The following is a 26,277-nucleotide window of genomic DNA, read 5'->3' as shown; positions in this document are numbered from 1 at the left end:
TACGTTAATATGTGAAGGAGGAATACGATTTGGAAAATATGTATAGACACCAAACAGATGACGTTGTTCAAGAAACCGGAGATTATACATGCGAAGAAGGCATTACAAAAAAATTATATGAAGGTGATAAATTCCCTTCTTGTCCACAAACGGAAATAGCTACTTTTTGGAAACATGCGGAAGGTCATGTCCATAAAACTGGAGAAGTAGTGCCAGAATCGGGAACATATATAGATACCAATGGACACGAAATGCCTTTAGTTAAAGGCGATGTTTTTCTAACTTCTCCGAAAACAGGTGAAGAAATTGAATGGCGACATGCAGAAAAATAGAAACAAATTGATTAGAATCGACAAAGCCTCAGTAGCCTGATTACAAATGTACTCGGGCTACTGAGGCTTTTGGTTAAAATATTGAAAATGATTACGTTTTTCTTTTGCTTTGTAAAGTGCTTCATCCGCAAAACCCATTAACTTTTCCGAACTAATAGCATCTTCGGGATACATTGCAACGCCAATACTGGATGTGGTGATAATTTCCTTCCCATCGATGACATATGGCTCGCTAAAATTGGTATGCATCCTCTTCACAATTGTATTAATCTTGTTCTTATCAATACCTTTTAATAAAATGAGAAACTCATCCCCACCGATTCTTCCAATCATATCTTCCAGTCGAATATTTTCTTTCATCCGTTTAGCAAACTGGATAAGTAGAGAATCCCCAATTCCGTGACCTAGAGTATCATTCACCTCTTTGAACTTATCCAAATCAATAAATAGTAAGGCGAGCATTTCGTTTGTCACTTTCGCTTCTTCTATTCTTTTATCCAACTCTTCCATGAATGTACTTCTATTCACTACACCCGTCATTGGATCATGTGTTGCCATATATGTTAATTGGTCTTCATAATACTTTCTTACAGTGACATCGCGAATTATCGCTTGGATGACCATTTCTTCTTCAAACTTTACTGGAATCGCAATAATTTCAACCCAAATGTTTGTCCCATCCATCCGATTTAAACGTTGAATCGTCGGTTCTATTTTAACCATTTCTTCTTGTCGAAATAATCGAATCAATTCACTTTCGCTATCCTCTATATCTATGTAATCCAATAAGGATGTTCCGATTATATCCATGTCTTTTTTAGCGCCTATTATATGAAGCGCTTCAGGGTTAACAAAGGTTATTTCGCCCCTGCTTTGAACGATAATGGCATCCGGCGAATATTCGACTAATGTTCGATAGCAATTTTCAGCTAATCGGAGCATGCGCTGCGTTTTCTTTTCATCCGTAATATCTTTATACATAGCAACAGCCAGAATATCCTTTTTATTTATCGCTCGGTAGGATGCTAGAATATCTTTTACTTCCCCATTCTTATGCTTTCTTTTCGTTTCAAAATAGGGAATGCTTTCCCCATCTCTTAACAGGTTGAGCTGTTTCTCATGGTCTTCTGAAGTAAAATCATCTTCAAAAAAAGGAGGATTAGACAAGTTTTGTATATCACCTAAAGACCAACCTAATATTTTGGTAAAAGCAGGGTTTGCTTGTACAATGGCTCCATCTTTTCGCAAAATAAAAATAGCATCATTTGTATTTTCCCAGATTAATAAATATTCCTCTAAGGTAGGATTGGATTCCATCTTATTTAATGTATTCAATGCATCATTCGCTTCCTTTCCACCAATGATTACTCGCATTCATTTTCCAACTAAATAAAAGATACGAATTCACTAACTGGTTTACGGTAGCCTCTTGGTTTTCTACTTTCTATCTTTTCTTTACCTATCGTAATCATTAGAGCTGGCTCATATTGGTCACTAATATTTAGAATTTCCTTCACTTTGTCTGGATCGAAGCCAATCATTGGACAAGTGTCCCAACCTTTTTCTTTTGCCGCAAGCATGAACATCATTGCGGAAAGCGATGCGTTTCGAATTGCTTCGTCCCGTTGGAAGCTATCCCCTCTTGTTTCATACAGTGAAACAGTATCTTCTACCATCAAATCATATTCTTGTTTATTGATGATTCCGAGCATGAGCAAGCCTTCATTAATTGCCGCCGTGTTTTTATATGCTAATTTGTCTCCAAGTACAATAATTACTGCGGAAGCGGAATGTACTTTATATTGTCCATTTGCAGCGGTACGTATTTGTTCCTTTACTTCTGGGTTCGTTACTACTATATATTTAGAATGTTGAAGATTGAATGCAGATGGAGCTAGTTTCACCAATTCGAATATTTCGTTTAAATCTTTTGGTGGAATTGGGTTGTCTTTTAAAAAGTTACTTGCCGAGCGACGTGCTTCTATTAATTTTATAAACTCCGTCAATGCTTACTCCTTCTTTCCTACTTTTTTTAATAAGTCGATGAATACTTCTTTTTCTTGATCTGTAATGCAGGAGAAGATATCTTCAATTACTAATTGATGCTTTGGAAAAATTTCATCCATTAATTTTTTTCCTTCTGCAGTTATTTGAATATACACAACCCGGCGATCTTCTTTGCAGTCGATTCTTTCTAGCAAACCTTTTGTTTCTAATTTATCCATCACGTAAGTAATAGAACCAGAGTTAATAAGAACTGCATCTGAAATTTGGCGCACTGTTTGTTTTCCTTTGCTGTATAACGCTTCCAACACCATAAACTCAGACATGTGCATATTATAATTATTAATATCCTTCTTCGTCTGTTCTTGCACTATTTTGGAAGCTTTCATCAATACAACGAAGGATTTTATAGATAGATTTTCTGCCACTGGGACCCCTCCCTACTTTCATTTGAATTTAGTTATCTCAAATTAAAGATATTATAACTTTTATTTTAAATTGCGTCAAATGAATGATAAAAAAGCCAAGATGAATAAAGCATTCATCTTGACTTTTTTAAGTTAATTAGCGAATTGTTTTTAAAGCGCCGCTCCATGCAAGCACTTGGTCAAGCATTGTGTTAGCATTTCCAGCATGATAATCAGCTGGTTTGAAAACGCTCATGTTTTCAAAATCAGACATTAATGAAAAAGTTACCGCTGTGCGAACATCTGCTACTTGAAGTTCACCTAAGATTAAACGCATATTTTCATGTGCGCGAGTACCACCTAAACTACCATAACCAACGAACCCAGCTGCTTTATTGTTCAATTCTGGATTTAAGTAATCTAAGGCATTTTTTAAAGCTCCGCCGATTGCATGGTTATATTCTGGTGTTACAAAAATATAACCATCGTATGAAGCCATTTTATCTGACCAAGATTTAATAGCATTGTTTGCTTCCTCTTGTCTTTCGGCAGGAAGTTCTTCTCCTAAGAAAGGTAATTTATAGTTTGCAAGATCTACTAATTCGTACTCTGCATCATTGCGCTTTGCTGCAAAATTATACATCCAGTTAGCTACCGCTTCTGCATTACGACCTTGACGAACACTACCGATTACTATACCAATTTTTAACTTTTCTACTGTCATCGTCTCTTCCCCCTGTTTGGCTTTGCCAAATATTTTGTCTAAAAAACCCATTGCTTTATCAACATCCTTAATTTGAATTAATATGTCTCACTCTGATATATTTTGAATTCAAAATGACTATAAATCATAGCTATATAAAGTGTCAATTCATTAGCTCACAATTTTTATTATTCCTATATGGATTGTTTTTTACAGATGTAAGTATGTCCATCACTTGATTGGCCTTCTATTAACAACAAAAAACCTCTCCGAATTGAGAGGTTTTACTCTTTAAGTAACTAGTTCAATCTTTTTTAAATAATATGTTTCTTCCCTTAACATATGATCTGCCATAAGTGGTGTAAAGGTTCCTAACGCTTCTTTTTTTATTCTCATTTCTTCTAGTTCCTTTAAGAAACCTTTAAAAATCGTCATTTCCAAACCAATATCATCATGGAATTTGTCTAATGCAGGGAATTTATCCACATTCGCCCGTAAGTATCCTGCTAATTCTACAGCTTTTAAATAAAAGTCTTCCCACTCTTTCACAAATTGTTGCCCTTTTTCTTTCAATTGCTTTTCGACTCTATCTAAATCTGCATCTATCGCACCAGCATGCCCAGCAGCATCGATTAGCCATAACAAATCATGGTGTAGCGGATGGACTGCTGGTATGTTTTGACCTTTCTCTAAATAGGAAAATACCCGTATAGCCTCTTCTACTTCATTTACCATATGATTGATGAACGATGGGGGTAAGGAAATTTTTATTTCACCAACTAAGTGGTCTTTTATTAGCCATAACTTAAACGCCCGTATTTTTTCACTTGCCGTTTTTGCTTTTTTCGCCAACTCCACAATTCCTTGATTATCTAATGAGTTTTTGGAAGCTTCTAGTAATTTATCAAACCTTTTTATAAAGGAACTTGCAATCTCAATTTTCTCTTTCTCACTCGGAGCCAATGAATCATGAATAAATCTTCCATGATCCCCCAAAACTTGTAACCAAAAATGCAGTTCATACATTGCAGATTCTTGAAATGACAATGCCAGTTGAATTCCCCCTTCTTACACTATAAAAGTATATGCTAAATAAAAAAAATAGTGTCACTGTTCAACAAATTCAACCATATTTTTCAAATTATTTAAAAAGAATAACCAATTAATGTTATAGTTATTTAATACATAAAAGTGTTTTGTTACGAGTGCTATGTTACAGGTGCCAGGCACCCGTAACATAATTGTAATATTAGATGAGGTGATTTTTTTGGAGTTATTGTTGATTATTTTACCTGTGTTTATTATCTTTTTTATTGGTTTTATGGGACAGAGATTAATAGGGTTTGATATTAAGTCTATTTCGACTGCTGCCCTATATCTAATGTCTCCTTTTTTGGCTTTTCGTACCTTTTATACACATGCGCTAACAATTGATTATTTTTATATGGTGTTAGCTTGTGTCTTGCTTATATTTGGACTCTTCCTGATTGTGTGGATAACTGCTCGTTTGATGAAATCTACTCGTCCACAATTTGCTGCTTTAATGCTTGGGGCGGCTTTTCCAAATAGCGGAAACTATGGTGCGCCAGTTGTTCTTTTTGCGTTGGGTGCTGTCGGCTTTGATTATGCTGTAATTATTATGGTTTTACACGGATTGTTCATAAATACGTTTGGGATCTTTTTTGCTTCGTTAGGTGGAGAGGAGAAGGCATCTTGGCGTCAATCTTTGCAAAGGGTCATACGGATGCCACTCATTTATGCGGCAAGCCTAGGAATCATTTTGCAGTTAGTTGGAGCTTCTATTCCTAAAGCGATCATGGATGGAGTTGGTCTAGTTGCGGATGCGTCTATCCCAACGGTTATGCTTGTTCTTGGTATGCAGCTAGCTGTCATTTCAAGAAAGAAAGTTGCTTATCGCTATGTGTCCGTAGCAACTATTATACGAATGGTTGCTTCTCCTGTCATCGCAGCGTTAGTCGTTTATTTTATGCCTTTAAATGATATGATCAAAACTGTATTTATCATACAAGCAGCCATGCCGACCGCAGCGAACACGACCCTTCTTGCACTTCAATTTGGCACGGAACCGGATCTCGTATCCTTCACAACCTTTATTACGACAATTATTAGTATTGTTACCATACCTTTTGTGTTATTTTTCCTTGGAATATAATCTACAGAGTCTTCTTTCGTTATCCCGAAGAAGGCTTTTATTAATTTTCGACATAATTCCTGAAAATGAGTTGTCCTCAGTGTTATTATGATCAAAGCTTTCATAGGATAGCCTGAAGGAGTGATTTAGGTTGGATCAATCGCAATTTCGGGGAACCTATAGACCCTATGTCTCACCACGAGACCCTTGCCCACCTATTTTAGTGAAAACTTTTGTTTTACCGCCTCAACTCTTTACGAATTTCCAACAACCTGGACTTCCACAAAATTCTCCAGAAGAAGCCTTAAGACAAGGTTCTCTTTGGCCACAGTTTGTGGATGGATTTTCTCGTGAGGAGGGAATTTCATGAATGCAAATGAAGAAGAATGGAATATGTTAAAAAAGGTGCAACAAGCGGATTTTGTAGTAGTAGAACTAACTTTGTATACAGACACTCACCCTAACGACATTGAAGCGCTGAAACAATGGCGAGAGGCTATAAAGGAAGCATCCAGGGTTCGAAGGGAATACGAAGCAAGATTTGGTCCTCTTTCTCTTTTATCTGTTCCTTCCACACAGGCACTGGATGTAGGATGGCGCTGGAGCAACACACCTTGGCCATGGCAAAGATGAGAAAGGGGAAAAGCAATGTGGGTTTATGAAAAAAAACTGTTATATCCTGTAGAAGTCACCACTTGTAATCCAATGCTTGCAAAGTACCTCATGGAACAATATGGTGGTGCAGATGGTGAACTTGCTGCTGCTCTTCGCTATATGAACCAACGTTATACGGTTCCAGACAAAGTCATTGGGGTTTTAACCGATATTTCGACAGAAGAGTTTTCTCATCTAGAAATGCTTGCCACGATGATTTACAAATTAACAAAAGATGCCTCTCCTGACCAATTAGTAGAAGCCGGCCTCGGCGCACATTTTGTCAATCATGGACATTCACTTTTTTATGAAAATGCAGGAGGCGTCCCGTTTACATCGACCTACATTCAATCCAAAGGAGATCCCATAGCGGATCTTTATGAAGACATTGCAGCAGAAGAAAAAGCTCGTGCAACCTATCAATGGTTAATAGATATTTCAGACGACCCTGGCGTTACAGATGCATTAAGGTTTTTAAGAGAAAGAGAAAACATCCACTCACTCCGTTTTAGAGAATCCGTAGAAATATTAAAAGAGGAAAGGGATCGAAAAAAAATATTCTAACTATTTGTTACAATTATGTTACCGGTGCCTGGCACCAGTAACAATTCTGTAATATAAGCTCGATGTATACACAAAAATGCTTGATAGTGGAGGTTTACTCCGCTATCAAGCATTTTCATTGACTGAATGGTAGACAATATTCTTTTTGTTTGTACATGTGAACACAGTTTCTGCCGTTTTCTTTTGCTTCATACAATGCTTGATCGGCTTGTCTGATTAGCACTTGCAATAATGAGTTATTATCTTCCGCATCGATGAACGCATTTGAAAGACCAAAGCTAGAAGTTACATAAATTTCTTTCCCATTAATAGCCGTATGGTTTGTGGATATTTTCTGTTTTAGCAGGTTAGCTACTTCATACGCCTCATGTATAGAGGTATTGGGCATACATAAGATAAATTCCTCACCGCCGTATCGTCCTATTACATCAGTCGCTCGTATAGTTTCTTTTGCTATGCTCGTCACATGAGCTAATACAATATCCCCTGCCTCATGACCAAATGTATCATTGACCATTTTAAAATGATCAATATCAAACATAATAACGGATACACTTCCACCTGTAGTAGCAAGGTCATCTATTATCATTTCCGCTTTTTTCATAAAGAATGTGCGATTGAGTACTTGGGTTAAACCATCCATACTTGCTAATTGTTTGAGCATTTCTTGCATATACACTCTTTCCGTTACATCTGCGAAGCTAATAATTTTCCCTAAATGCACATTCTTTTTGTTTTGAATGGAGGAAAAACTAATATGAAAATAAGTAACTTTATTATCTATACATATTTTATAGTCACATTCCCTACCATCGAAAATAATTTCAGCAAGGGGACTCTCTTTACCGAGTATATCGGTTAACAATTTTCCAATATCTCGCGAATTCAACATGGGGATGACTCTTACTATTGCTTTATTGTAGTCGACTATAGCCCCGTTTTGATTTAAAACAATAACCCCTTCTTTCATACTTTCAAATACTTTGTCTCTGACAATTGGCGATACATGAAACATTTGAAAGGATAAAAGCGCCACACCGTGGAAAATAAAAGTAATACTCATGGAAACAGGACCAAGATCCATCCCGTACGGACTTAGACCATTTAAATACAAATAGCTCGCTAAAATAGGTATAACAAGCCCCGTCGCCATCAGCAAAACTTGCATCCGGAATCTAAATTGAGGCTTTTTCAACTGCATCAACAAAACGATAATAGCTATCATTAAACACAAAAAAACAAAGATGGAATGAACATAAAACCAAGGGCCATATTCCAGTTCTAATATAGGCGATGGTCCGTCGTTATTTAATTTCATGGAAATGTAATATAAATGGTGGAGATCGTTTGTATTTAGCATAAAAATAGTAATAATAGGTAAGATAAAGAGGACATAGTAGAACCATTGCTTCAGTTTTTGTCCTACGTATTCAAAACTCATCATTAATACGAAGACCGGTATAAATGGTAAAGCAAGATACTCGATTCTCAACCAAAATTGCACTTGCCCTAAAGATGTACTGGCGAGTTCAAATGCATAGGAAAATGTGAAGATAGTAGACAATAATGTTACTACAAAATAAGGGCGTGCACCAGGTGCTTCCTTAAGCTTTAATTGGGCATACAAGCATAAAAAGAAGCTTATCACTCCAGCTAATATAACTATTAGTATGTACATTAATGATGATTACTCCATTTCCAATTAATTCATATAGTTATTTGTATTATATAGCAGTTTATGACCCTCTGACTATACTAAGTTTGTCGGTAATTTCTAGGTAAGTTCAATGGAAAAATGACCGTATAATCCACTTGTAAAAGCGAACAATAAGGACAACGATTATAAACTTCCCTCACTATAGCTTAACTAGGAGGAAATTATTTATGAAATCTTTAGTATGGAAGATCGGACTATTTATCATTTTGATTTTTTGTATTGCTTATGCTTCACAAGCTATGGATAGAGGAAGACCTTACTATGAACAAAAAGGATATGTGCTTTGGGACATCAAGACAGAAGAAAAAGTAATTGCGCTCACATTTGATGATGGACCTCATGCTACCTATACAACGCAAATTATTGATTTACTTGCGCAATACGATGCTAAAGCTACTTTTTTTGTCATTGGTGAACGAGCTGAAAAAATGCCAGAAATCATTCTAAGAATGGGACAAGAAGGTCATGAAATAGCAAATCATACTTATACACATCCTTATAAAGTCACCCCAGAAAAACTGGAAGATGAACTAAAAAAGACAAATGAAATCATTCATGATATCACTGGTACTTACCCATTATTTTATCGTCCTGTAGGGGGAAGTTACGATGATGGTATCATTAATACCGCTGTAGAAAATGGCTACAGAGTTGTTATGTGGTCATGGCATCAGGACACACAAGATTGGAAATCACCGGGAGTAGATAAAATCGTATCCACCGTATTGAATGGTGCTAATCCAGGCAATATTGTGTTATTTCACGATGCAGGCGGAGATCGTTCGCAAACCGTAAAAGCACTGGAAAAAATTCTACCAGAATTAGAACAACAAGGGTATGAATTTGTAACCATTTCCGAGTTGCTCGAAATAACAAGCATGAGCTTGAAAAACTAGTCATGTCGAGATATGAATGTGCGAGCATTCTCTTATTACAGTATTGTTACGGGTGCCAGGCACCGGTAACAATACTGTAATATTTTTCCACCATAAAAAGCAAACCAACTATGACATCGGTTTGCTCTTTTCTTTTACAATCCCTTGGGGAGCAAAATTTTACTCAAATTTCTCTATTAGTTCACTCAATGTTTGCGAAATCTTTTGTAAATCTCCGCTCATTGCTTCTAGGGTTCCCATTGCTTTTGTTTGTTCAGATGCAGATTCTGCTACTTCTATCGTCTGAGTAGCTGTATTACGCGCAAATCCTTTAATATCCTCAAAAGCTGCAAGAATTTCCTCAGAACCAGCGGACATTTCCTCTGTAACAGCTGAACTTTCTTGAATTTCTAGGTTTATTTGGGCAATTCTATTTACTATTCGTTCCAGCATATTACCAATTTCTTGTACGGATTCTGTTCCTTCTTTCACTTTCGTAGATGTCTCATCCATAACATCACTCACTTCATTCGTTACAAGTTCAAAACTATCAATTAACGTTCTTATTTCTTCTGCCGACTGCTTCGATTGTTCCGCTAACTTTCTTACTTCATCGGCAACTACAGCAAAACCTTTACCTGCCTCTCCTGCTCTTGCTGCTTCAATTGCTGCGTTTAATGCTAAAAGATTAGTTTGCTCAGCAATCCCTGTCATCACTTCCGTTATTGCTTGAATTTGTTTGGATTGATTACTAAGTTCAGCCACTTTTAATCCTGTTTGTTGAAACATTTGTTGCACATCTTTTATTTGTATGACAACTTGTTTGGATTCCTCATGCCCTTTATTTATAAATTCTACAATATCATTGGAAGTATTCGTCATATCGTTTCCTGAATCCGCAATTCTATGAATACCAATTGCCATTTCCTCGAGAGCGGTAACAGACTCTTCACTATGTTGTAATGATTTAGCACTACCTTCTGCTAATTCAACCATATGAGCATTAATCATACGGTTCGTTTCCATCGTGTCTTCAATCGTTCCGTATAGTTGATTAGATGATTGAGAAATTCGGTTAGACTGGCTCGTTATCTCTGTCATTGTTGCACTTAATTGTTTATACGATGCCATAAATGCTTTCGCCAATGCTGAGATTTCATTCTCCGATTTGAATTTAATAGCCCCTACTTTTTTAGATGCAACTGTCCATTTTCCTTCTGCGAAATCACCTAATGCTTCACTTACAACCCCAAGCGGCGCAAAAGTTCTTTTTGTATACATGTAAAATAGGATAGTAAGAATTAAAATAATAACAAAAAATAGTAATGCTACAATTGGAATCGTCGTTTTCAAAAGATCATTTTGGATTTCAACTACATTCTCCGCAGCAATATCTACTGCTAAAATGCCCACTACTTCACCATTACTATCTTTAATAGGGGCAAACGCTGACAAATATCTGCCAAAATCCGGATCATCAATTATTTTTGTACTTACAGATTTACCTTCTAATACTGCCTTCACATCATTATAAGTCGTGCCAGTTGTTGGTTGTCCGATAGTTGCCGCACCTTCAACACCCTTTGCATATCCATCGATCATTATTTCCACTGCACTTGGATCTGCTTGCAATGTATAAACATATAAAACTCCAGTACTATCCAATACATTAATGAGATGATTACGAATATCCCAATACGTATCATTTTCAACAGAGTCTTCGGTAAATTTCTTATATTCATCCCCATCTATCTTACTAGCTAAATAATTCACCGTTGATACCGCTTGACTTCTAATTGAATCTTCCACAGTTCTAAGCGTACTCATAGTGAACAACGCAGACACTGCCAAAAACAAAAACAACATAACTGTAATAAGTATTAAAGCCATTTTAGTACTTACTGATTTACGTTTCATCCTACAACCCCTTCTCCCTAAATATGCATATATATTACTATCGGTACAAATAACACATACTTTGAGAGGACCAAATAAAAATATAATGTATCAAAAATGTTACTAGTGCCAGGCACCCGTAACAATCTTGTAATAAAAAATGCTTGGTACAGGTTAAGACCTGTGACCAAGCATTTTTTTATTTCTTATCTTTTTCAAATAGCACAATTAAAGATGGTAGAAGAATACCTCTTATGAGGAATGTATCCAAAATTATTCCTACAGCGACGATAAACCCGAATACAAATAGGATTTGGATCGGCTGTGTCATGAGCACTGCAAATGTTGCGGCTAACAAGATACCTGCTGAAGATATAACCCCTCCTGTATTGGCAACTGCAATTTGAACAGCTTCTTTTACATCATGCTTTTTGCGTTCTTCTAAAAACCTAGAGATCAGAATAATATTATAATCAATTCCAAGCGCCACTAAAAAGACAAATGAGTAGAGCGGAACTCGGTTACTAATAGTGTCTATATCAAAAAACAAGTTACATAGGAACATCCCTAGACCAACAGCCGCCAAGAAAGACAATAAAATGGTACCCATCATATAAATTGGCATTTTGATTGATTTGGTTAAAAATATTAACATTCCAAAGATTAATATCGTTTCTAGTACTACAATTACGAGTAAATCACGATTATTAATCGTGCGATCATCTACTTTATTTGCCGTTTCACCCGCAAAGTAAAGACTACCGTCAATGTTACTAGCTTTCAAAATACTATCTGAGTTCTCCACCATCTCTTCTAACGCATCCATTGATTCAATGGAATAAGGACTCTCTTTAAATGTTAATTGGTATTGAATCGCTAGACCATCTTCCGAAATGCCTGTCGGACGAACATTACTCACTAAATTTTGCTTGGAGAGCTGCTCCATTAAACTGTCTTGCATTTCAGGTGTAATTTCATTTTTAGATTCAAAAAGCACGGTCGTTGGGGCAAGATCTCCCTTTTCAAAGCTCTGCTCGATTATTTCATATCCAACGCGTGATGGCATGTCACTCGGAAATGACTTGATCGTATCAAATTCGTATTTTAGATTGAACATATTTAATGCAGATATAACTAAAATAACTAAAATTGATAATGCTGAAATAATAGGTTTTTTCACTATAAAAGAACCAATTTTATTCCATAAGGCATTTTTTCTAACTTCTGTGTCCCCGTACTTCGGAATTTTTGGCCAAAATGACTTTCTTCCAAAAAGCGTAAATAGTGCGGGGATTAACGTAACTGACGCAAACATAATAACTAGCATCGTTGTTCCAAAGATTGGAGCAAAGTTTCGGTAATCACCGAAGTGTGCAAAAAACAATACTAACATGGCAGCAAGTACCGTACCACCGGCGAAAAAGACAGGTATTCCTGTTTCTCGCATCGCCCACTTCATCGCGTCAAATTTACTTTCATGATTCTTCAGCTCTTCGCGGTAGCGAGAAAATACAAATAATGAATAGTCAATTGTTGCAGCGAATAGCAAGATAGACATGATGGATGTAGACTGAGTCGCTAACTCCAATCCGCCCTTCCCTAACAACCCTAATAGTTGGTTAACCACTTCATAAACAAATGCTGCGGCTACAAGTGGAATTAATGCAAGTAAAGGAGAGCGATAAATAACGATCAGTAATACTAAAATAAGTCCAACTGTGGATAATAATAAAACGATGTCCGCTCTCGAAAAGAGATTAATCGTATCAACAGCAATTCCAGCTGGACCTGTCATATAAATAGTGGAATCCGTTCTTTCAGAGACAATTTTCTTTATTTTTTCTAAACTTACCTCTAAGTCCTTTGTATCTATTGAAGGGTCAAACGTTAGTGGTATCACTACCGTCTCCTTATCTTCTGAGAAAAAACCAGCAAGTGCTTGCGGTGGTAGGCTACTAAACGGAATCATATTTTTTAGCCCATTGATGTTCGCTTCACTTACCTCATCCAATGCCTCCCCTAGAGTTTGTGTATCTATTCCACCGTTTGAAGATTGAAGAACCAAAATCCCCGGTAAACTTTCCGCATCTTTAAAATGTTCATCAATATTTTTTTGAGCAATGACCGACTTTGCTTCTTCCGGTAAAGATGCAACACCCGATACTTTATATTCTGTAGCGCTCGGTGCGAAAATAGCTAACATCAATGTGACGGCTACCCAAACTCCTAGTGTAATCCACATTCCTTTTTTCATCGAAACAAAATCTGTAACATGACGCAATATTTTCTTCATTTTTTCACTCTCCTTTTTATAGTGACACTAGTGTCACTTTGAACAAAAAAAAACATAACTATCATTACATTATGTGTAAAGGTGACAGTTATGTCAATTAATCTTGTTTCAACATTCCATGAATTAATATCTCTTTAATAGAAGCAACCCATTGGTCTTGGGGTATTTTAAAATGGTTGGGAATTGCAATCGTTTGAAAGGTCATTCCTAGTAACACTGCTGTTGGCAAATGATTTTTAATGACATTTTCTTTTCTTCCTAAATCAATAAGCCCTTGAAGTTGCTGGTACATATCAATATGATATTCATTCAACCTATTTTTGTTATCTGCTACTCTTTTCGTTGTATTTGTTGGAATTTCTTGAATAATTTCTAACACTTGATTCATATTACTTTGCTCAAAAATAAAATCGATCAATGAATCAAACTGAGTCCGGAAATCCCCCGATTTATCAAGCTTTTGAAATTCATGTAGAAAACGATTCATCTCATACATAAGAAACTCTGAAATTAACTCATCTTTATTTTCATAGTATTTATAAATACTTCCCCTTGAAACATTTAAGAGGGATGCTAATTTACTAAAAGTAAATGTTTCATAACCATCTTCAATAATTAGCTGTTTCGTCGCTTTAAACAGCTGCTCGTCTGTAAACTTTCTTTCGCGCGCCATTTCAATCACCTCGTCACTCTGTTAAGTATAGTACATGATGTGCATTACTTAAACCATTCTCCTAAACAAAAAAATGTTACAGTAGCGTTACGGGTGCCAGGCACCTGTAACACTATTGTAACAATAATCTTCCCATTATTATTTATGGTTTGCGATGGTTGTTGCGATTTGGTCTATGACTGGGATTGTGCTTGTTTTGGTCTTTTCGGTTAACACTGTGAAAATTAGTGTTTCTCCACTCTTTGTCTTTGCATAGCCCGAAAGTGATTTAATATTTTCGAGGCTGCCTGTTTTCGCTTGTATATTACCTTTAGCCGGAGCCGCTTTCAATCGATTTCGAAGGGTTCCACCAACAAATCGGTCAGATTCTCCAGCAATTGGAAGGCTTTTGTAATATGTATTGAACCATGGCTCCGTGCGAACCTTATACAATAACTGCGATAACTGACTTGAACTAACTTTGTTGGAATAAGACATACCAGATGCATCTTCAAATTTCCATTTCGATATATCTAATCCTACTGACGCTGCGTATTCATGCATGACTAGTAAACCAGCGTCCCAACTGCCTTCCCCGTATTTTATTTTACCCATTTCTTTTGCTAGCATTTCCGCATGAGTGTTATTGCTCAGTTTCATAAAGGGAATGATTAATTCTTTCAACGGCATCGATTTGCGAGAAACTAATGCCTTTGCATTTTTAGGAGTTTCGCCTTGTACAACTTTAGAAGTAGCTGCAAAGGTAATGCCCTTTTCTGCTAATGATCTCTTAAAAATATCTAGCGCGTACATTGTTGGATTCGTTACTGAAATCCATTCTTTTACCCCAGAAGTACCTATTGGAGAATTTCCAGTGATTATGACTTTATTTGTCCCCACTTGACGCGTAATTTTTAATGTATTTTTACTTCCTTTAGGGACTGTTTTCGAATTGTTCACTACTTGTAAAACACTTGTAACAGGTGTCATCGTCACTTTGGTTGCTTTTCCATTCCCTCCTGGTTTTGCTTCCACAATGACAGATCCAGCATCAAAATCTCCATTAGGTGAAAGCGTTAGTGCTGAAATAGGCGCAGCATAATAATATGGCTCGTCTTCCGCTAATATCCCTGCAGACAAACGAACATTGTCATACCAAGTATCATCTCCAACTAAATTACCCGAAACTCTTTTCACACCTAGCTTTACTAAACCACTTGCAAAACTATCGAAATGGCTTTTCAATAATGTTGGATCTCCTTGACCTTTTAAATATAAATTGCCATTTAGCGTTCCATTTTTCACTTTTCCATCCGTTGAGACGATAGTAGAAAAACGATAGTTCTCTCCAAGTGTTTCTAAGGCTGCTGCACCTGTCAGTAATTTCAATGAGGAGGCCGGGGTAATTTCTTTGTCTCCATTATGTTGGTACACAATTTCTCCATTTGATGCTTTTCTAACGGTCACACTAGCTGTGGCGTTTTTCATCCTACTGTCTGCCATAATACTATCCATTTTGCTTTTTAAACTTGCATATGAAGTCGCAGCCTCTACAGTAGTATCTTCTGTCAGAGGAATAAATACAGAACTACCGATCATCAATATAGCAACAAAACTAACTAAAAATTTCCTCCAAATTTTCACTATGTACCTCCTAATATGAATATGTAGTTATTGTTAGTTTAACACGTATTTGTCAGAAAATAAGATAATTTTCTCACTCTCTCAAAATGCGCTCCATTTTCCTAGTTGACATTTTAATAAGCTTTATTTATATTAAATCAATTACCTTGCGAAACAAGTAATATTTTTAGATGTTCAATATTAAAAATAGGAACTTAAGGAGAAAAAATGATGAACTTCGAAGAACAATTAAAAAGTATTATAGTAGAAGAATTAAAACTTGTTCCAACTAATGTGTTAGATGAAATGATTAAAAATATCGGTTCTACAGACCCCATTTTAAGGGATAAATTAATCTACACTGCCTTTTGGACATTAGTATCTAAGGACTATTTAGACACATCTCAACTGGAATATATCTTAAATAATCTACTAGAAAATAAATTACTAATAAAGAATATCGAACAACCTAGTTCAGACGATGTATTTACACGATCGTTCACTTCTCTTGTATACGCGGTAATACTAGAATATGATGCCAAGAAACAGAAGATTAATGTAGATTTAATAAGAAAAGTCATGGATGCTACCCATGAATACATGACAAAAGAGAATGATTTAAGAGGTTATGTAGAAAATAAAGGTTGGGCCCATGCCGCTGCACATGGAGCAGACTTATTAGATTCGCTCATCAAACATCCATGTGCAACGGAAGAAGATGCGCGAAAAGTTCTGCAACATATCGCTCGTTTTATTACCATCTCTCATGGGTACCAAGATAACGAAGAAGAACGCCTGTCCTATGCATTTGTAACGTTAACAAAGAATCATCTTCAGGAATCAGAGATCATTGATTGGTTATTAGAACTTCATCAATTACTTGCCGATAAACAAGCAAATGCGAACGGCGCATTACAACCATATTATGCCCAACTTGCATTTAAAAACTTCTTGAAATCTACTTATTTTTTACTGGAAAGAGAAGCCATCCAACAAGATTTGAGAGAAATCATTAAACAACTTGTCATTAAATCGCTCTATTAGTACTCTTAGGCTGCTCCCGTATTCTGCGAGCGCCTATTTCAATTCTTGACTATTGGTGAAAGTGCTTTGGTTTGATCAATATAAATAAAAGCATCATAACGACTTCCGATTTTAGACGGTACATAATTGCCATATGCCTCAAATTCTGGATTGTATACAACTCCTATTGCCCGGTGACCAATCCAATTATTAAACAACCAACGGTTCTCCTCATTAAATAAGAGCAGCTTATTAAAAGCACCAGCTTTATGTAATACATCTTCCCAAGATTCTGCTCTTGCGGGTGGCACTTCTATTTCTTTGTACGAAAGTCCCCATTCCTTCGATGCGATCACTGTACCCCGATGTGTGCCAAAACCAATAGCAAATACATTTTCTTTACTATTTTGCAAACGCAATATTTGACCCACATTCACCATTCCGGCTGCTTCCATATCTGTCGCAGAAGCATCTCCAATATGCGTATTATGTTCCCAAATAATTATTTTTGCTTCTTTCCCATGGTAATCCATGATTTCATTGATTGTCTCAACCATATGCTCATCACGAACATTCCATGATAACTCATCGCTTCGCACCATCGCACGATAGTATTCTTCTGCATTCCTAGCAACCATGGCATTTATTTTTAAATTTAAATCTGTTTCTTCGCTATCTTTATGTTTATCATCATGTGCTCGTATGGAAGTCAATAGCTTGGAAACTTCATCTATACATGCTTCCGAAATGTTGATGGAGGATATTGCATACGTTTCGGGGTGACGGTTAAACGGTTCAAAACAAGCAAATGCTTTTTTCGCAAACGCCAAATCTGTTCCTTCAGGATCTTTTTTACTCAAATAAGTGATTACTTCCTCTAACGATTCCCATAAACTATATACATCTATCCCGTAAAATCCCACCTTTTCCTCTTTTTGCTCATTATGTTTCTTTAGCCATGTAACAAATTCAGCAATTTCTTCATTTGCCCACATCCAAGTTGGAAATCGTTTAAAAGCTTTGAGCGCATTGTGAACATTCGCCGGACCTTCTTTATACCCTTTGATAAATCTATTTATAGGTTGAGTCGACGGCCAATCCCCTTCTACAGCAATAAGGGTGAATCCTTTTTCTTCAATCAATCTTTTGGATAGCTCAGCACGAACTGTATAAAACTCTGAAGTGCCATGGCTTGCTTCACCTAAAAGAACGATTTTTGCATCTCCAATCGCCTCCAAAATCGGCGTCAAATCTTCATTTGTTTCATAAGGCAAAGCATACTTTTTTATCGCTTCTTCTAGTGGAATCAATGAAAACACTCCTTTTCCATTTAGTTTGAGTTAGGCGTTGACCTTTCATTCTCTTCACAGATACGATTCCTTTTTCCTTATGCTTTCAAACAACATAATAAATAAGCCTTAATCATCTCACTCCAAGTAAGCTTGTTATTTTAAGAATTGGTTGCTTTCAAAGATCAATTAATTGCTCTTTGCTATTTAATGGATTCATATATAAAAATTAGTGCAATATTCTCTTTATCCACACCCATCAGTTCATAATTTTCATCAAGTTTTAACTCTTTTATTTACAGCATAGCAATTTACTTTAGATTTCATAAAATCATGGTACTATTGAATAATAATTAAGGTTGAACCGTACATTGTATAGAAAGCACGGTGACTTATGAAAACTATATTAAATAAACTTACAAAAAGACAATGGTTATTGTGGTGTGGATTGTTCCTTTTCGGCTTATTTTTTACATTTAATAGAGATTTAATCATGTTACTTTGGAATGGCGACATAGAAGAAATTCGTAAGTTTTTAAACAAAAATATGGGATATGCTTTATTTTTCATGTTTTTAGTCATGCTCATTCAAAACTCTTTTACTATTTTTCCATTAATCCTTGTCATTACGATTAATATGACGCTATTTGGGTTTATCAACGGTTTTATATGGAGCTGGCTAACTGGTGTGCTTGCCTCTTTGCTTGTGTATTATGGGGTGCGTTACATTTTTCAAGAGGTTATTGCGGAAAAATTCAATACAAAGTTGATTGAAAAGATAGATGCAAATGGATTTTCTTATGTTTTCCAAGCAAGGATTTTCCCATTTGTACCTACGAGCTTAGTGAATATTGTTGCTGGTCTAAGCACGATCCGATTACTTCCTTATTTACTCGCAACTTCAATCGGTAACTTTATTTATTTCTTCATCCTCGCCCTCATACCGGCGGGAATATTATCTGCCAATTGGGATGAATATATTATTTGGATTATTATCGCAGCAGCCATTCTTCTATTTTATTTATCCAAAGTAATGAAGCGCAAAAGAAACATGACTCGTGATGATAAGGATAAATTATTCCCATAAATGGAGTGAATACATGTGAAACTCGCAATACTGACAGATATTCATGGCAACGAACTAGCACTTCAAGCTGTTTTGGAGGAAATCGACGCACGTGGAGATATTGAAGAAATTTGGTGCCTTGGAGATATGATAGCAATGGGCCCAGACACAAACGAAGTATTAGACTTACTATTTGCCCGTCCGACCATTCGTATGATTACAGGAAATCATGATGAAGCTATCTTGTCACTTATCGCAGGAGAAGGACATCCGGAAACTTATAAACATACACGTGAACATCACGAATGGGTTGCAAAACGATTATCCAAAGAAAATACGGATAAACTAAAGAGCTTGCCACGTATGATTGAAAAAGAAATAAATGAGACACGCATCATTGGAATTCACTATCATATTGAACTAAATAAGCGTAATGCTCATATTAATGACGAGCCTTTTCACAGTATACTAGAGCCAACTTTACATAATATGGAGAAAATGTTCGCCAACTATCCTGCTGACATTATCTGTTTTGGTCACCATCATCCTGAACACCTTTTTAAAAACGAACAACAAATTTATTTAAATCCAGGTGCCTTAGGTGTATCCAAAGAGAATACGGCTCCATATGCAATTATTGACTTTACAAAAGAAAAACAGCCAGTTATAGAAATACATCATGTACCATATAATAAAAAAAGTTTTCTCCAAAGATTCGAGACACTCCAAGTCCCTCAAAGAGAAATTATGTTTAAACTTTTTTATGTAGGAGAATAACTATAAATTACTTTTTACAAGGCAGATCCCTTTGAACAATATAAACGTTCAAGGGGATTTATCTTTTCTTTACTAGACAAATTGTCGAGCAAATCCCCTTTGGACAACCGCATATATTCATCCTATTGTAGTATATTTTTGATGTCATTTCATTCTCTCTCACTTTAAAGCGTTGAAGTATATTGAATATTGTCTGAATACTCCCTATAATGAACAACAATATACATCATAGAAATGGAGATTAGTAAGGTGAAAGAATTTTTCAATAAGTTATTAACAGGGATGAGCATTGGAATTGTAGTTGCATTGATTCCAAATGCATTGCTTGGGGAGATATTAAAGTTAATAATCCCTCATGTTCCAGCATTACAACATTTATTTGATATTACTGTATTTGTCATGAGTTTATTGCCCGTAATGATTGGTGTAATGGTAGGGATTAAGTTTGAACTAACACCAATTCAAACAGCAAGCGTTGGTATTTCTGCCATGGTTGGTAGTGGCGCGGTTCAAAAAACAGCAGATGGCTTATTTGCACTTCAAGGTATTGGAATCGTTATTAACACGGGAATTACTGCCGCACTAGCAGTGTTATTTGTAAAACTAGTTGGCGACCGATTAAGAGAATATTCCATTTTAGTTATTCCTACTTTAACAATCTTAGTTCCCGGGATGATTGGTTATTTAATGTTACCATTTATGAAAAAATCCACAGGACTACTAGGTCAAGGCATAGCTCATCTTACAACGCTACAGCCAGTTTTAATGGGAGCAATTATTGCAGTAGTTTTTAGTCTCATTATTCTCTCCCCTATTTCTACTGTTGGTGTTGCAACAGTTATCATGCTTTCAGGAATTGGGTCAGGTGCTGCAAATCTAGGTATCGTAGCAACTGGGTTTGGTTTGGCAATTGCAAGCTACAAAGCAAATAGCCTCGGTACTGCTCTTGCACATGTGTTAGGTTCACCGAAAATTCAAATGAGAAACTTCTTTATGAAACCAAAGATTGCTTTTCCTATGCTAATTACAGCTGCAATACTTGGAGCACTCGCAGGAGTACTGAACATCCAAGGTACACCTTATAGTGCTGGATTCGGCATATCCGGATTAGTGGGTCCTTTAAATTACATAAATTTAGCAGATGGTGGATGGACACTAGAAAATATCACGATCATGTTAAGCACATTTTTAATCCTTCCGATTATATTAAATATCGGTCTCATCTATGTCTTCTCTCGAAAGTTAAAAATGATTAAAGCAAATGATTATAAATTAGATTTCGAATAAGTAAAAATGCCAGGAATCCAACCTAAATATTGTTGGTTCCTGGCATTCATAATTTATTTGGCGTTCTCGTCTGGTTGATGAATTCCAATAATATTTCCTTCTGAATCGGTAAAATATCCTTGCCAAGCCATTCCCGGTAATGGATGTTTCGGAACAGATACTGTACCACCATGAGCTAAAATTGCCGCTTCTGTTGCATCATAATCTTCCACTTGCATTGTACAAACAAATGCATTCATGCTTTGTCCACTTTCAGGTGATGGCGTTCTACGTTGCATTAAAGCACCATCAATCCCCATTTCCTCTTTATTCCCAGTGATTGCTCCAAAATAAGGTGTTCCCGCAAAATTGCTCCAGTCTTCAAACTGCCAGCCAAAAACTTCCCCATAAAATTGCTTAGCCCTGTCCATATCATCTACATGAATTTCAAAATGTACAACTCTACCCATCTGAGAACCTCTTTTCTATAATTATTGAAGACATATACAAAGTGATTATGCCATATTTTCTGAATATTTACGATTAATAATTATATATTTTTCTCAAAATATATAAGGCAGCTAGCTCGCCTGTGCATAACTCTATTAATAATAAATTATTGTTTTCAAAATCGGTTCTCTATTTTCTATAAAATATGGATACAATAAAGAACAAAAGCGCATGCGCCTGTCTCTGCCCGATTCAGTAAAAAGAATTTCGAATGAAATGAAACGCATAATAGGGATACTGCGCGGTAGTGAGTTGAATGAAGTGTCCGCTGGATTTTCGCTGCAGGTCGGACGCTTTCCATGGGGTGAACGATGAGCCTTCACCGCCACGCTTGCGCGCGTACGTTGTGAAGTCTCATTTTGCTCACTTGATCCCATTGGAGTCGCCGCCCTGCAGCGAAAATTAATAGAAAAAACTTACTTATCAGTGTTCGAAATTAACACTGAATGGTCGAACGAGACAATCTTGCCTTTGAACTCGACAAAATAGTCGAGCAGATGCCGACCAGCCAAGTTCGATGGGCTTTTAGGCATGTTATTCCTATAATACGTCTAAATCATAGTCGCCTCAATTCAAGTAAAGAGCTATTGTGAGAAGATAGTTGCTTTCAATGGCAATTTAGTTGCTCTGCTGCTGGTTTTGGTTGCTTTCGTACTAAAATTAGTAGCTTTCAATAGCTTTTTGATTGCCCTTAGCCATTTACTGGATGCATGCAATGAAAAAACTGTTTTAAATTTTATTTTTTCAGCGGTTCTGTACCAATAAGTATGCAATTTCCATTGATTTTCACTTCATCCAGGGAAAAGTGTCCGTCCAGCAGTGGAAGTCATAGCGGCTACTACGATGTGCTAATCCAATAATGCATCTCGATCCAAGTAAAGTTGCTGCTTTAAGAAAATGGTTGCTTTCAATGACTGGTTTGTTACCCTAATCCATTTACTGGATGCATGCAATTAAAAAACTATTTCAAATTTTATTTTTTTGGCGGTTCTACACCCATAGGTAAGCAATTCCCATTGATTTTCGCTGTAGGCGTCGACTCCTGTCGGATGAGTGGGCAAATGAGACATCCCAACGTACGCCTAAGGGCGGCGGGGATGGCTCATCGCTCACCCGGCGGAAAGCGTACGACTGCAGCGAAAATCACAGCGGTCACTAAGACACACTATCCCTATACCACGCTCAAATCTATAAATCCAAATTTAATGTTTTTTTAAAGTTATCCACATGTCAAAAATTTTATAGTTTCCTAAGCGATAAAAAAAGACATCCTCTCTAAATCGAAGATGCCTTTTTCCACTTTAATGATAAAATTCTTCCGGTATTGCACCAATGGTACGACGATGGTATAGGAGCGGTTCTTTATTTTCATTTTGAATGTCTAGCACTTCACCGATAATCGTCGTATGATCCCCTGCATCGATTTGGCTAAATACTTTACATTGTAAAGTAGCTAACGTATCCGACAGTACTGGCAAATCCAACTTAGACTTTTTCCAGTCGCATTGACTAAAACGGTCCTCTATTTTGCTAGAAAATAGTGTACATAAATCGCTCTGATCAGATGCTAAAATGTTCACCGTAAATTTGTCTACTTTTAAAAATTCTTCATAAGAGTACACGCGCTTATCAATAGACCATAAAATAAGCAGTGGTTCTAATGAAACCGATGCAAATGAGTTAACTGTTAGTCCCATTGGTTTTCCCTCTTGGTTGAATGCTGTTACAACCGTGACACCTGTAGGGTAATTGCCCATTGCTGCCTTAAAACTTGCTATTTGTTCTATTTTATTGTCCATATGCACTTCTTCCATTCTATTTTCTTTTAAGCATATCAAAGTCATTATATTCTTTCACACGTTTTGATTCCACATTATTTTATTTTGTTTAAATCATATTAGGAAGGGTAAAGATAGTTATATCACAAATAAAACAACAATGGAGGAATTTATAATGACAGTCAAATTAACAGTAGAAAATGCCTTACAAGCGAAAGAAGAAATCGAAAAACTGGAGACACAAGGATATTCAAAAGATCATATTCATATTTTTGCTCATTTCAAAGAGAGAGCTGATGATATTAACGATGCCCTAGATACTTCTGATGTCGGGATGAAAGAACAAGGTTTCCTTGAATCGATGAAAAATTTATTTACTTCTCGCGGAGATGAGCTTCGAAGCAAAATGGAATCGGTTGGCCTATCCAAAGAGGAAGCTGCAACTGCAGAAGCAGAACTCGATAAAGGTAAGCTAGTAATTATTGCACATAAACCTGCATAATATACAGAAGTTCCAGTAAGTGGTACTAGATTTGATTCTAGTACCACTTATTTTGATGCTTAACTCTAGATTTTTTCTAAAAGTGTTTCTTGAAAAAAAGCCTAATCCACTATTTAGGAATGATCTTTATTCGTACACAGTAAAACTCCTAACGTAATGTTTTTATATGATGCAACTTTGTCATTTCAAGATTTTTTTGTATTGTTAGCCAAGGTCGATTTTCTTCCCAACGTATTTTTACCGGCATTTTATATGCTTCTGATAATAATTCATCCGTCAAAACATCCTGCTTTGGGCCTGAGGCTACTATTTTTCCATCCCGAAGTAATACCACATGCGAAATGACGTCCACGATTTCTTCAATATGGTGCGTCACATATAGTACATGACAATTATTTTGGACAATCTCATTCATTAAAAATAACACTTCTTCACGAGAGAACACATCTAAACCTGTACATGGTTCATCTAAAATAAGAATTTTAGGATCACTCATTAAAGCCCGAGCGATAAGAACCCTTCTTCTTTCTCCTTGTGATAACAAATTGTATGATTTCCCACTCAAGTAATCTAAACGCAATGCAGCAAGTAAAGCATCTGCTTTTTCCCAGTCCTCATTTGAAACTTTTTCGTATAAACCAAAGGAAGCAAATTTACCACTTACAACGATTTCCTCTACAGTTTCACGTTCTAAAATTTGAGAAAACCTCTCTAATGAACTGCTCACATACCCAATTTCTTTTCGCAGTTCCGGTAAATTCGTTCTACCAAATTCGTTCCCTAGAACATTAACATGTCCACTACTTGGAAAGTTATAGCCAGTAACGATATTTAATAAGGATGTTTTCCCAGAACCGTTCAATCCTAAAATGGCCCAATGTTCGTTTTCCTTAACTTCCCAATCAATTTGCCTCAAAATTTCCTGTCCATTTCTTCTCCATGATACATCCTTGAAGGTGACAATTTTCCCCAAATCTTTTCCCCCATTCTTCATTTAATTTGCACATATTATATAAGTTTTTTGCAAACGAAGATATCAGAATAGTAACAACCTTGTATAATCCATGCAAGTAAATCTTTTTTAGTCGACTCACTAAATTTCTTTATAAATCTGCTTGATACGATAAAAGGGAAGAAGTACACCTTATTTCAAAGTGTACTTTCTCCCCTTCTTTCTTTACACATATATTTACATTATCCCTTTGATCGCCATTACAAACTCATATAAAAAGTATCCTGCAAAACCTATTAATATCAATCCAGCAATGATGGATACCCACTTGATCATTGTTTGATTCATTACCTTCCTTGTTACCGAAACAATTGCAAGTAGTCCAACATCATGCAGTAAAATACCCGCTAAAATACCTGCTCCGACAATCAAAAATGTAGATGGCTGCGTCGTATCATACGAATCGGCAAGTACTGCTCCAAAGACGGAAATCCAAAACACAAGGTTTCCAGGTGAAACAGCTACGAGTAAACCATTCCGGTATGAACTAAAAAATGATTTCGTTGGTTTATCACCAGCTAGTGTTATACCCTGATCCGCATTTTTGATAGATTCATAACCTAAAAATGCTAAAAAACATGCACCAATAAGCCACATTGGTATTTGAATATAAGGTGTCGCAAGAACCGAAGCAAGTCCCATATATAGGCCAATAATTAATAGGAAGTCGATTGTCATTCCACCTAATCCTACAGCCCACCCATGCATGAACCCATTTTTCAAACCTTGCTTCGTCATTTCAACCGTCATTGCTCCCACAGGCATTGCAATAGCAAGTCCTGCTAGTAAATACGTAAAAAATAAACTCAAAAGAAACACTTCTTCCAGCTTTTATCCCTTCATACGTCCGTTTATAAATATTTTAGCATAAAAATACAAACAAACTATACATTTTTTTGAAATTTACTTTGTTTCTAACTGATTAGAAGAAGACAAATTACATGGAACCCATACAGAACCGCTTTTTGTAAATTTTAATACGTTGACGGAATGTTCCGTACATTGTATATTTACTCCGTTAAGTTGAAGTGCATTTAATATCCCACCAAAAAACGGAGAGGTATAATGATGAATAAAACAATTGGAGTTATCTTTACTTTTTTTTGCAATTGGAGTAGCCGGATATGCCATTATTGAGTATTTTTTTATCGACAATCCGAAGTCGAATCGAATTAATATAAA

26 protein-coding genes are annotated in these 26,277 nt (G+C 36.3%); 11 read left to right on the top strand and 15 right to left on the bottom strand.

What is annotated here, in order from left to right; genetic code table 11:
• Nucleotides 1-29: 29 nt before the first annotated feature.
• Nucleotides 30-332 carry a hypothetical protein gene (locus ACIQ38_RS01195; RefSeq protein WP_402817014.1) on the top strand — a complete coding sequence of 101 codons (303 nt, stop codon included), beginning with the start codon at nt 30-32 and terminating at the stop codon, nt 330-332.
• 57 nt (nt 333-389) lie between these two features.
• On the opposite strand, the gene ACIQ38_RS01190 is transcribed toward ACIQ38_RS01195, so the two are convergent.
• The 5 genes from ACIQ38_RS01190 to ACIQ38_RS01170 form a co-directional block, all read right to left on the bottom strand.
• Nucleotides 390-1,706 (bottom strand): diguanylate cyclase domain-containing protein, encoded by a 1,317-nt coding sequence (locus ACIQ38_RS01190; protein WP_402817012.1) that lies wholly within the window; start codon nt 1,704-1,706, stop codon nt 390-392.
• 11 nt (nt 1,707-1,717) lie between these two features.
• Nucleotides 1,718-2,338, bottom strand: a complete 621-nt coding sequence (locus ACIQ38_RS01185) for a nitroreductase family protein (protein ID WP_402817011.1) — start codon at nt 2,336-2,338, stop codon at nt 1,718-1,720.
• A gap of 3 nt (nt 2,339-2,341) precedes the next feature.
• Nucleotides 2,342-2,764 carry a MarR family winged helix-turn-helix transcriptional regulator gene (locus tag ACIQ38_RS01180; protein WP_402817009.1) on the bottom strand — a complete coding sequence of 141 codons (423 nt, stop codon included), beginning with the start codon at nt 2,762-2,764 and terminating at the stop codon, nt 2,342-2,344.
• A 136-nt stretch (nt 2,765-2,900) separates the two neighbouring features.
• A complete protein-coding gene (locus ACIQ38_RS01175; protein ID WP_402817007.1) occupies nt 2,901-3,467 on the bottom strand; it encodes an NADPH-dependent FMN reductase in 567 nt (188 codons plus the stop codon).
• Nucleotides 3,468-3,737: 270 nt separating this feature from the next.
• The gene (locus tag ACIQ38_RS01170; protein WP_402817005.1) at nt 3,738-4,493 is read right to left on the bottom strand and encodes a DUF2935 domain-containing protein; all 756 of its coding nucleotides are present in this window, start codon (nt 4,491-4,493) and stop codon (nt 3,738-3,740) included.
• Nucleotides 4,494-4,713: 220 nt separating this feature from the next.
• Between ACIQ38_RS01170 and ACIQ38_RS01165 the strand changes: the two genes are divergently transcribed.
• The 4 genes from ACIQ38_RS01165 to ACIQ38_RS01150 all read left to right on the top strand — a co-directional run bounded on the left by ACIQ38_RS01165 (nt 4,714) and on the right by ACIQ38_RS01150 (nt 6,816).
• Nucleotides 4,714-5,619 carry an AEC family transporter gene (locus ACIQ38_RS01165; RefSeq protein WP_402817003.1) on the top strand — a complete coding sequence of 302 codons (906 nt, stop codon included), beginning with the start codon at nt 4,714-4,716 and terminating at the stop codon, nt 5,617-5,619.
• 130 nt (nt 5,620-5,749) lie between these two features.
• Nucleotides 5,750-5,968: a spore coat associated protein CotJA gene (locus ACIQ38_RS01160; RefSeq protein ID WP_402817001.1), complete on the top strand. Its 219-nt coding sequence runs from the start codon at nt 5,750-5,752 to the stop codon at nt 5,966-5,968.
• The gene (locus ACIQ38_RS01155) at nt 5,965-6,231 is read left to right on the top strand and encodes a spore coat protein CotJB (protein ID WP_402816999.1); all 267 of its coding nucleotides are present in this window, start codon (nt 5,965-5,967) and stop codon (nt 6,229-6,231) included. The genes ACIQ38_RS01160 and ACIQ38_RS01155 overlap by 4 nt, the downstream gene beginning before the upstream one ends.
• A 15-nt stretch (nt 6,232-6,246) precedes the next feature.
• Entirely contained in the window at nt 6,247-6,816 is a 570-nt protein-coding gene (locus ACIQ38_RS01150) for a manganese catalase family protein (RefSeq protein ID WP_402816997.1), read from the top strand.
• Between the two features lie 115 nt (nt 6,817-6,931).
• On the opposite strand, the gene ACIQ38_RS01145 is transcribed toward ACIQ38_RS01150, so the two are convergent.
• The gene (locus ACIQ38_RS01145) at nt 6,932-8,494 is read right to left on the bottom strand and encodes a histidine kinase N-terminal 7TM domain-containing diguanylate cyclase (protein WP_402816995.1); all 1,563 of its coding nucleotides are present in this window, start codon (nt 8,492-8,494) and stop codon (nt 6,932-6,934) included.
• A 206-nt stretch (nt 8,495-8,700) separates the two neighbouring features.
• On the opposite strand from ACIQ38_RS01145, the gene ACIQ38_RS01140 reads away from it, so the two are divergent.
• A complete protein-coding gene (locus tag ACIQ38_RS01140; RefSeq protein WP_402816993.1) occupies nt 8,701-9,429 on the top strand; it encodes a polysaccharide deacetylase family protein in 729 nt (242 codons plus the stop codon).
• Between the two features lie 159 nt (nt 9,430-9,588).
• Here the strand turns inward: ACIQ38_RS01140 and ACIQ38_RS01135 are convergent, their stop codons facing one another.
• The 4 genes from ACIQ38_RS01135 to dacB all read right to left on the bottom strand — a co-directional run bounded on the left by ACIQ38_RS01135 (nt 9,589) and on the right by dacB (nt 15,893).
• On the bottom strand, nt 9,589-11,325 hold the full coding sequence (locus tag ACIQ38_RS01135) for a methyl-accepting chemotaxis protein (protein ID WP_402816991.1): 1,737 nt from the start codon (nt 11,323-11,325) through the stop codon (nt 9,589-9,591).
• Nucleotides 11,326-11,503: 178 nt separating this feature from the next.
• Entirely contained in the window at nt 11,504-13,597 is a 2,094-nt protein-coding gene (locus ACIQ38_RS01130) for an MMPL family transporter (RefSeq protein ID WP_402816989.1), read from the bottom strand.
• A 97-nt stretch (nt 13,598-13,694) separates the two neighbouring features.
• Nucleotides 13,695-14,270 carry a TetR/AcrR family transcriptional regulator gene (locus ACIQ38_RS01125; protein ID WP_402816987.1) on the bottom strand — a complete coding sequence of 192 codons (576 nt, stop codon included), beginning with the start codon at nt 14,268-14,270 and terminating at the stop codon, nt 13,695-13,697.
• Between the two features lie 138 nt (nt 14,271-14,408).
• Entirely contained in the window at nt 14,409-15,893 is a 1,485-nt protein-coding gene (dacB, locus tag ACIQ38_RS01120) for a D-alanyl-D-alanine carboxypeptidase/D-alanyl-D-alanine endopeptidase (RefSeq protein ID WP_402816985.1), read from the bottom strand.
• Between the two features lie 210 nt (nt 15,894-16,103).
• Between dacB and ACIQ38_RS01115 the strand changes: the two genes are divergently transcribed.
• Nucleotides 16,104-16,916, top strand: coding sequence for a DUF2785 domain-containing protein (locus tag ACIQ38_RS01115; protein WP_402816983.1), 813 nt, complete (start codon nt 16,104-16,106; stop codon nt 16,914-16,916).
• Between the two features lie 38 nt (nt 16,917-16,954).
• Here the strand turns inward: ACIQ38_RS01115 and ACIQ38_RS01110 are convergent, their stop codons facing one another.
• Entirely contained in the window at nt 16,955-18,214 is a 1,260-nt protein-coding gene (locus tag ACIQ38_RS01110) for an erythromycin esterase family protein (RefSeq protein WP_402816981.1), read from the bottom strand.
• Nucleotides 18,215-18,578: 364 nt separating this feature from the next.
• Here ACIQ38_RS01110 and ACIQ38_RS01105 point away from each other — a divergent pair, with 364 nt between their 5' ends.
• The 3 genes from ACIQ38_RS01105 to ACIQ38_RS01095 all read left to right on the top strand — a co-directional run bounded on the left by ACIQ38_RS01105 (nt 18,579) and on the right by ACIQ38_RS01095 (nt 21,314).
• Nucleotides 18,579-19,271 (top strand): TVP38/TMEM64 family protein, encoded by a 693-nt coding sequence (locus ACIQ38_RS01105; RefSeq protein WP_402816979.1) that lies wholly within the window; start codon nt 18,579-18,581, stop codon nt 19,269-19,271.
• A gap of 15 nt (nt 19,272-19,286) precedes the next feature.
• Nucleotides 19,287-20,027, top strand: coding sequence for a metallophosphoesterase family protein (locus tag ACIQ38_RS01100; RefSeq protein ID WP_402816977.1), 741 nt, complete (start codon nt 19,287-19,289; stop codon nt 20,025-20,027).
• A 249-nt stretch (nt 20,028-20,276) separates the two neighbouring features.
• Nucleotides 20,277-21,314: a PTS sugar transporter subunit IIC gene (locus ACIQ38_RS01095; protein WP_402816975.1), complete on the top strand. Its 1,038-nt coding sequence runs from the start codon at nt 20,277-20,279 to the stop codon at nt 21,312-21,314.
• 53 nt (nt 21,315-21,367) lie between these two features.
• Here the strand turns inward: ACIQ38_RS01095 and ACIQ38_RS01090 are convergent, their stop codons facing one another.
• Both ACIQ38_RS01090 and ACIQ38_RS01085 read right to left on the bottom strand, forming a co-directional pair.
• Nucleotides 21,368-21,763 (bottom strand): VOC family protein, encoded by a 396-nt coding sequence (locus tag ACIQ38_RS01090; protein ID WP_402816973.1) that lies wholly within the window; start codon nt 21,761-21,763, stop codon nt 21,368-21,370.
• A 1,341-nt stretch (nt 21,764-23,104) separates the two neighbouring features.
• On the bottom strand, nt 23,105-23,602 hold the full coding sequence (locus ACIQ38_RS01085; RefSeq protein ID WP_402816971.1) for a flavin reductase family protein: 498 nt from the start codon (nt 23,600-23,602) through the stop codon (nt 23,105-23,107).
• A 154-nt stretch (nt 23,603-23,756) separates the two neighbouring features.
• On the opposite strand from ACIQ38_RS01085, the gene ACIQ38_RS01080 reads away from it, so the two are divergent.
• Complete coding sequence (locus ACIQ38_RS01080; protein WP_402816969.1) at nt 23,757-24,083, top strand: YflT domain-containing protein; 327 nt, start codon at nt 23,757-23,759, stop codon at nt 24,081-24,083.
• Between the two features lie 148 nt (nt 24,084-24,231).
• Here the strand turns inward: ACIQ38_RS01080 and ACIQ38_RS01075 are convergent, their stop codons facing one another.
• Complete coding sequence (locus ACIQ38_RS01075) at nt 24,232-25,056, bottom strand: ABC transporter ATP-binding protein (RefSeq protein WP_402816967.1); 825 nt, start codon at nt 25,054-25,056, stop codon at nt 24,232-24,234.
• A 216-nt stretch (nt 25,057-25,272) separates the two neighbouring features.
• A complete protein-coding gene (locus ACIQ38_RS01070; RefSeq protein ID WP_402816965.1) occupies nt 25,273-25,905 on the bottom strand; it encodes a LysE family translocator in 633 nt (210 codons plus the stop codon).
• Nucleotides 25,906-26,277: the final 372 nt, after the last annotated feature.

Origin of the sequence: Psychrobacillus sp. NPDC096389, assembly GCF_044762855.1 — a bacterium.
Classification (GTDB): Bacteria; Bacillota; Bacilli; order Bacillales_A; family Planococcaceae; genus Psychrobacillus.
This window is presented reverse-complemented; position numbering and strand designations above follow the sequence as displayed.

What these genes read in the sequence shown, in the direction of transcription:
- ACIQ38_RS01125 (WP_402816987.1), bottom strand. Translation starts at nt 14,270, where the DNA reads ATGGCGCGCGAAAGAAAGTTTACAGACGAGCAGCTGTTTAAAGCGACG.
- ACIQ38_RS01145 (WP_402816995.1), bottom strand. Translation starts at nt 8,494, where the DNA reads ATGTACATACTAATAGTTATATTAGCTGGAGTGATAAGCTTCTTTTTA.
- ACIQ38_RS01085 (WP_402816971.1), bottom strand. Translation starts at nt 23,602, where the DNA reads ATGGACAATAAAATAGAACAAATAGCAAGTTTTAAGGCAGCAATGGGC.
- ACIQ38_RS01130 (WP_402816989.1), bottom strand. Translation starts at nt 13,597, where the DNA reads ATGAAGAAAATATTGCGTCATGTTACAGATTTTGTTTCGATGAAAAAA.
- ACIQ38_RS01190 (WP_402817012.1), bottom strand. Translation starts at nt 1,706, where the DNA reads ATGCGAGTAATCATTGGTGGAAAGGAAGCGAATGATGCATTGAATACA.
- ACIQ38_RS01080 (WP_402816969.1), top strand. Translation starts at nt 23,757, where the DNA reads ATGACAGTCAAATTAACAGTAGAAAATGCCTTACAAGCGAAAGAAGAA.
- ACIQ38_RS01135 (WP_402816991.1), bottom strand. Translation starts at nt 11,325, where the DNA reads ATGAAACGTAAATCAGTAAGTACTAAAATGGCTTTAATACTTATTACA.
- ACIQ38_RS01175 (WP_402817007.1), bottom strand. Translation starts at nt 3,467, where the DNA reads ATGACAGTAGAAAAGTTAAAAATTGGTATAGTAATCGGTAGTGTTCGT.
- ACIQ38_RS01090 (WP_402816973.1), bottom strand. Translation starts at nt 21,763, where the DNA reads ATGGGTAGAGTTGTACATTTTGAAATTCATGTAGATGATATGGACAGG.
- ACIQ38_RS01105 (WP_402816979.1), top strand. Translation starts at nt 18,579, where the DNA reads ATGAAAACTATATTAAATAAACTTACAAAAAGACAATGGTTATTGTGG.
- ACIQ38_RS01150 (WP_402816997.1), top strand. Translation starts at nt 6,247, where the DNA reads ATGTGGGTTTATGAAAAAAAACTGTTATATCCTGTAGAAGTCACCACT.
- ACIQ38_RS01140 (WP_402816993.1), top strand. Translation starts at nt 8,701, where the DNA reads ATGAAATCTTTAGTATGGAAGATCGGACTATTTATCATTTTGATTTTT.
- ACIQ38_RS01115 (WP_402816983.1), top strand. Translation starts at nt 16,104, where the DNA reads ATGAACTTCGAAGAACAATTAAAAAGTATTATAGTAGAAGAATTAAAA.
- ACIQ38_RS01155 (WP_402816999.1), top strand. Translation starts at nt 5,965, where the DNA reads ATGAATGCAAATGAAGAAGAATGGAATATGTTAAAAAAGGTGCAACAA.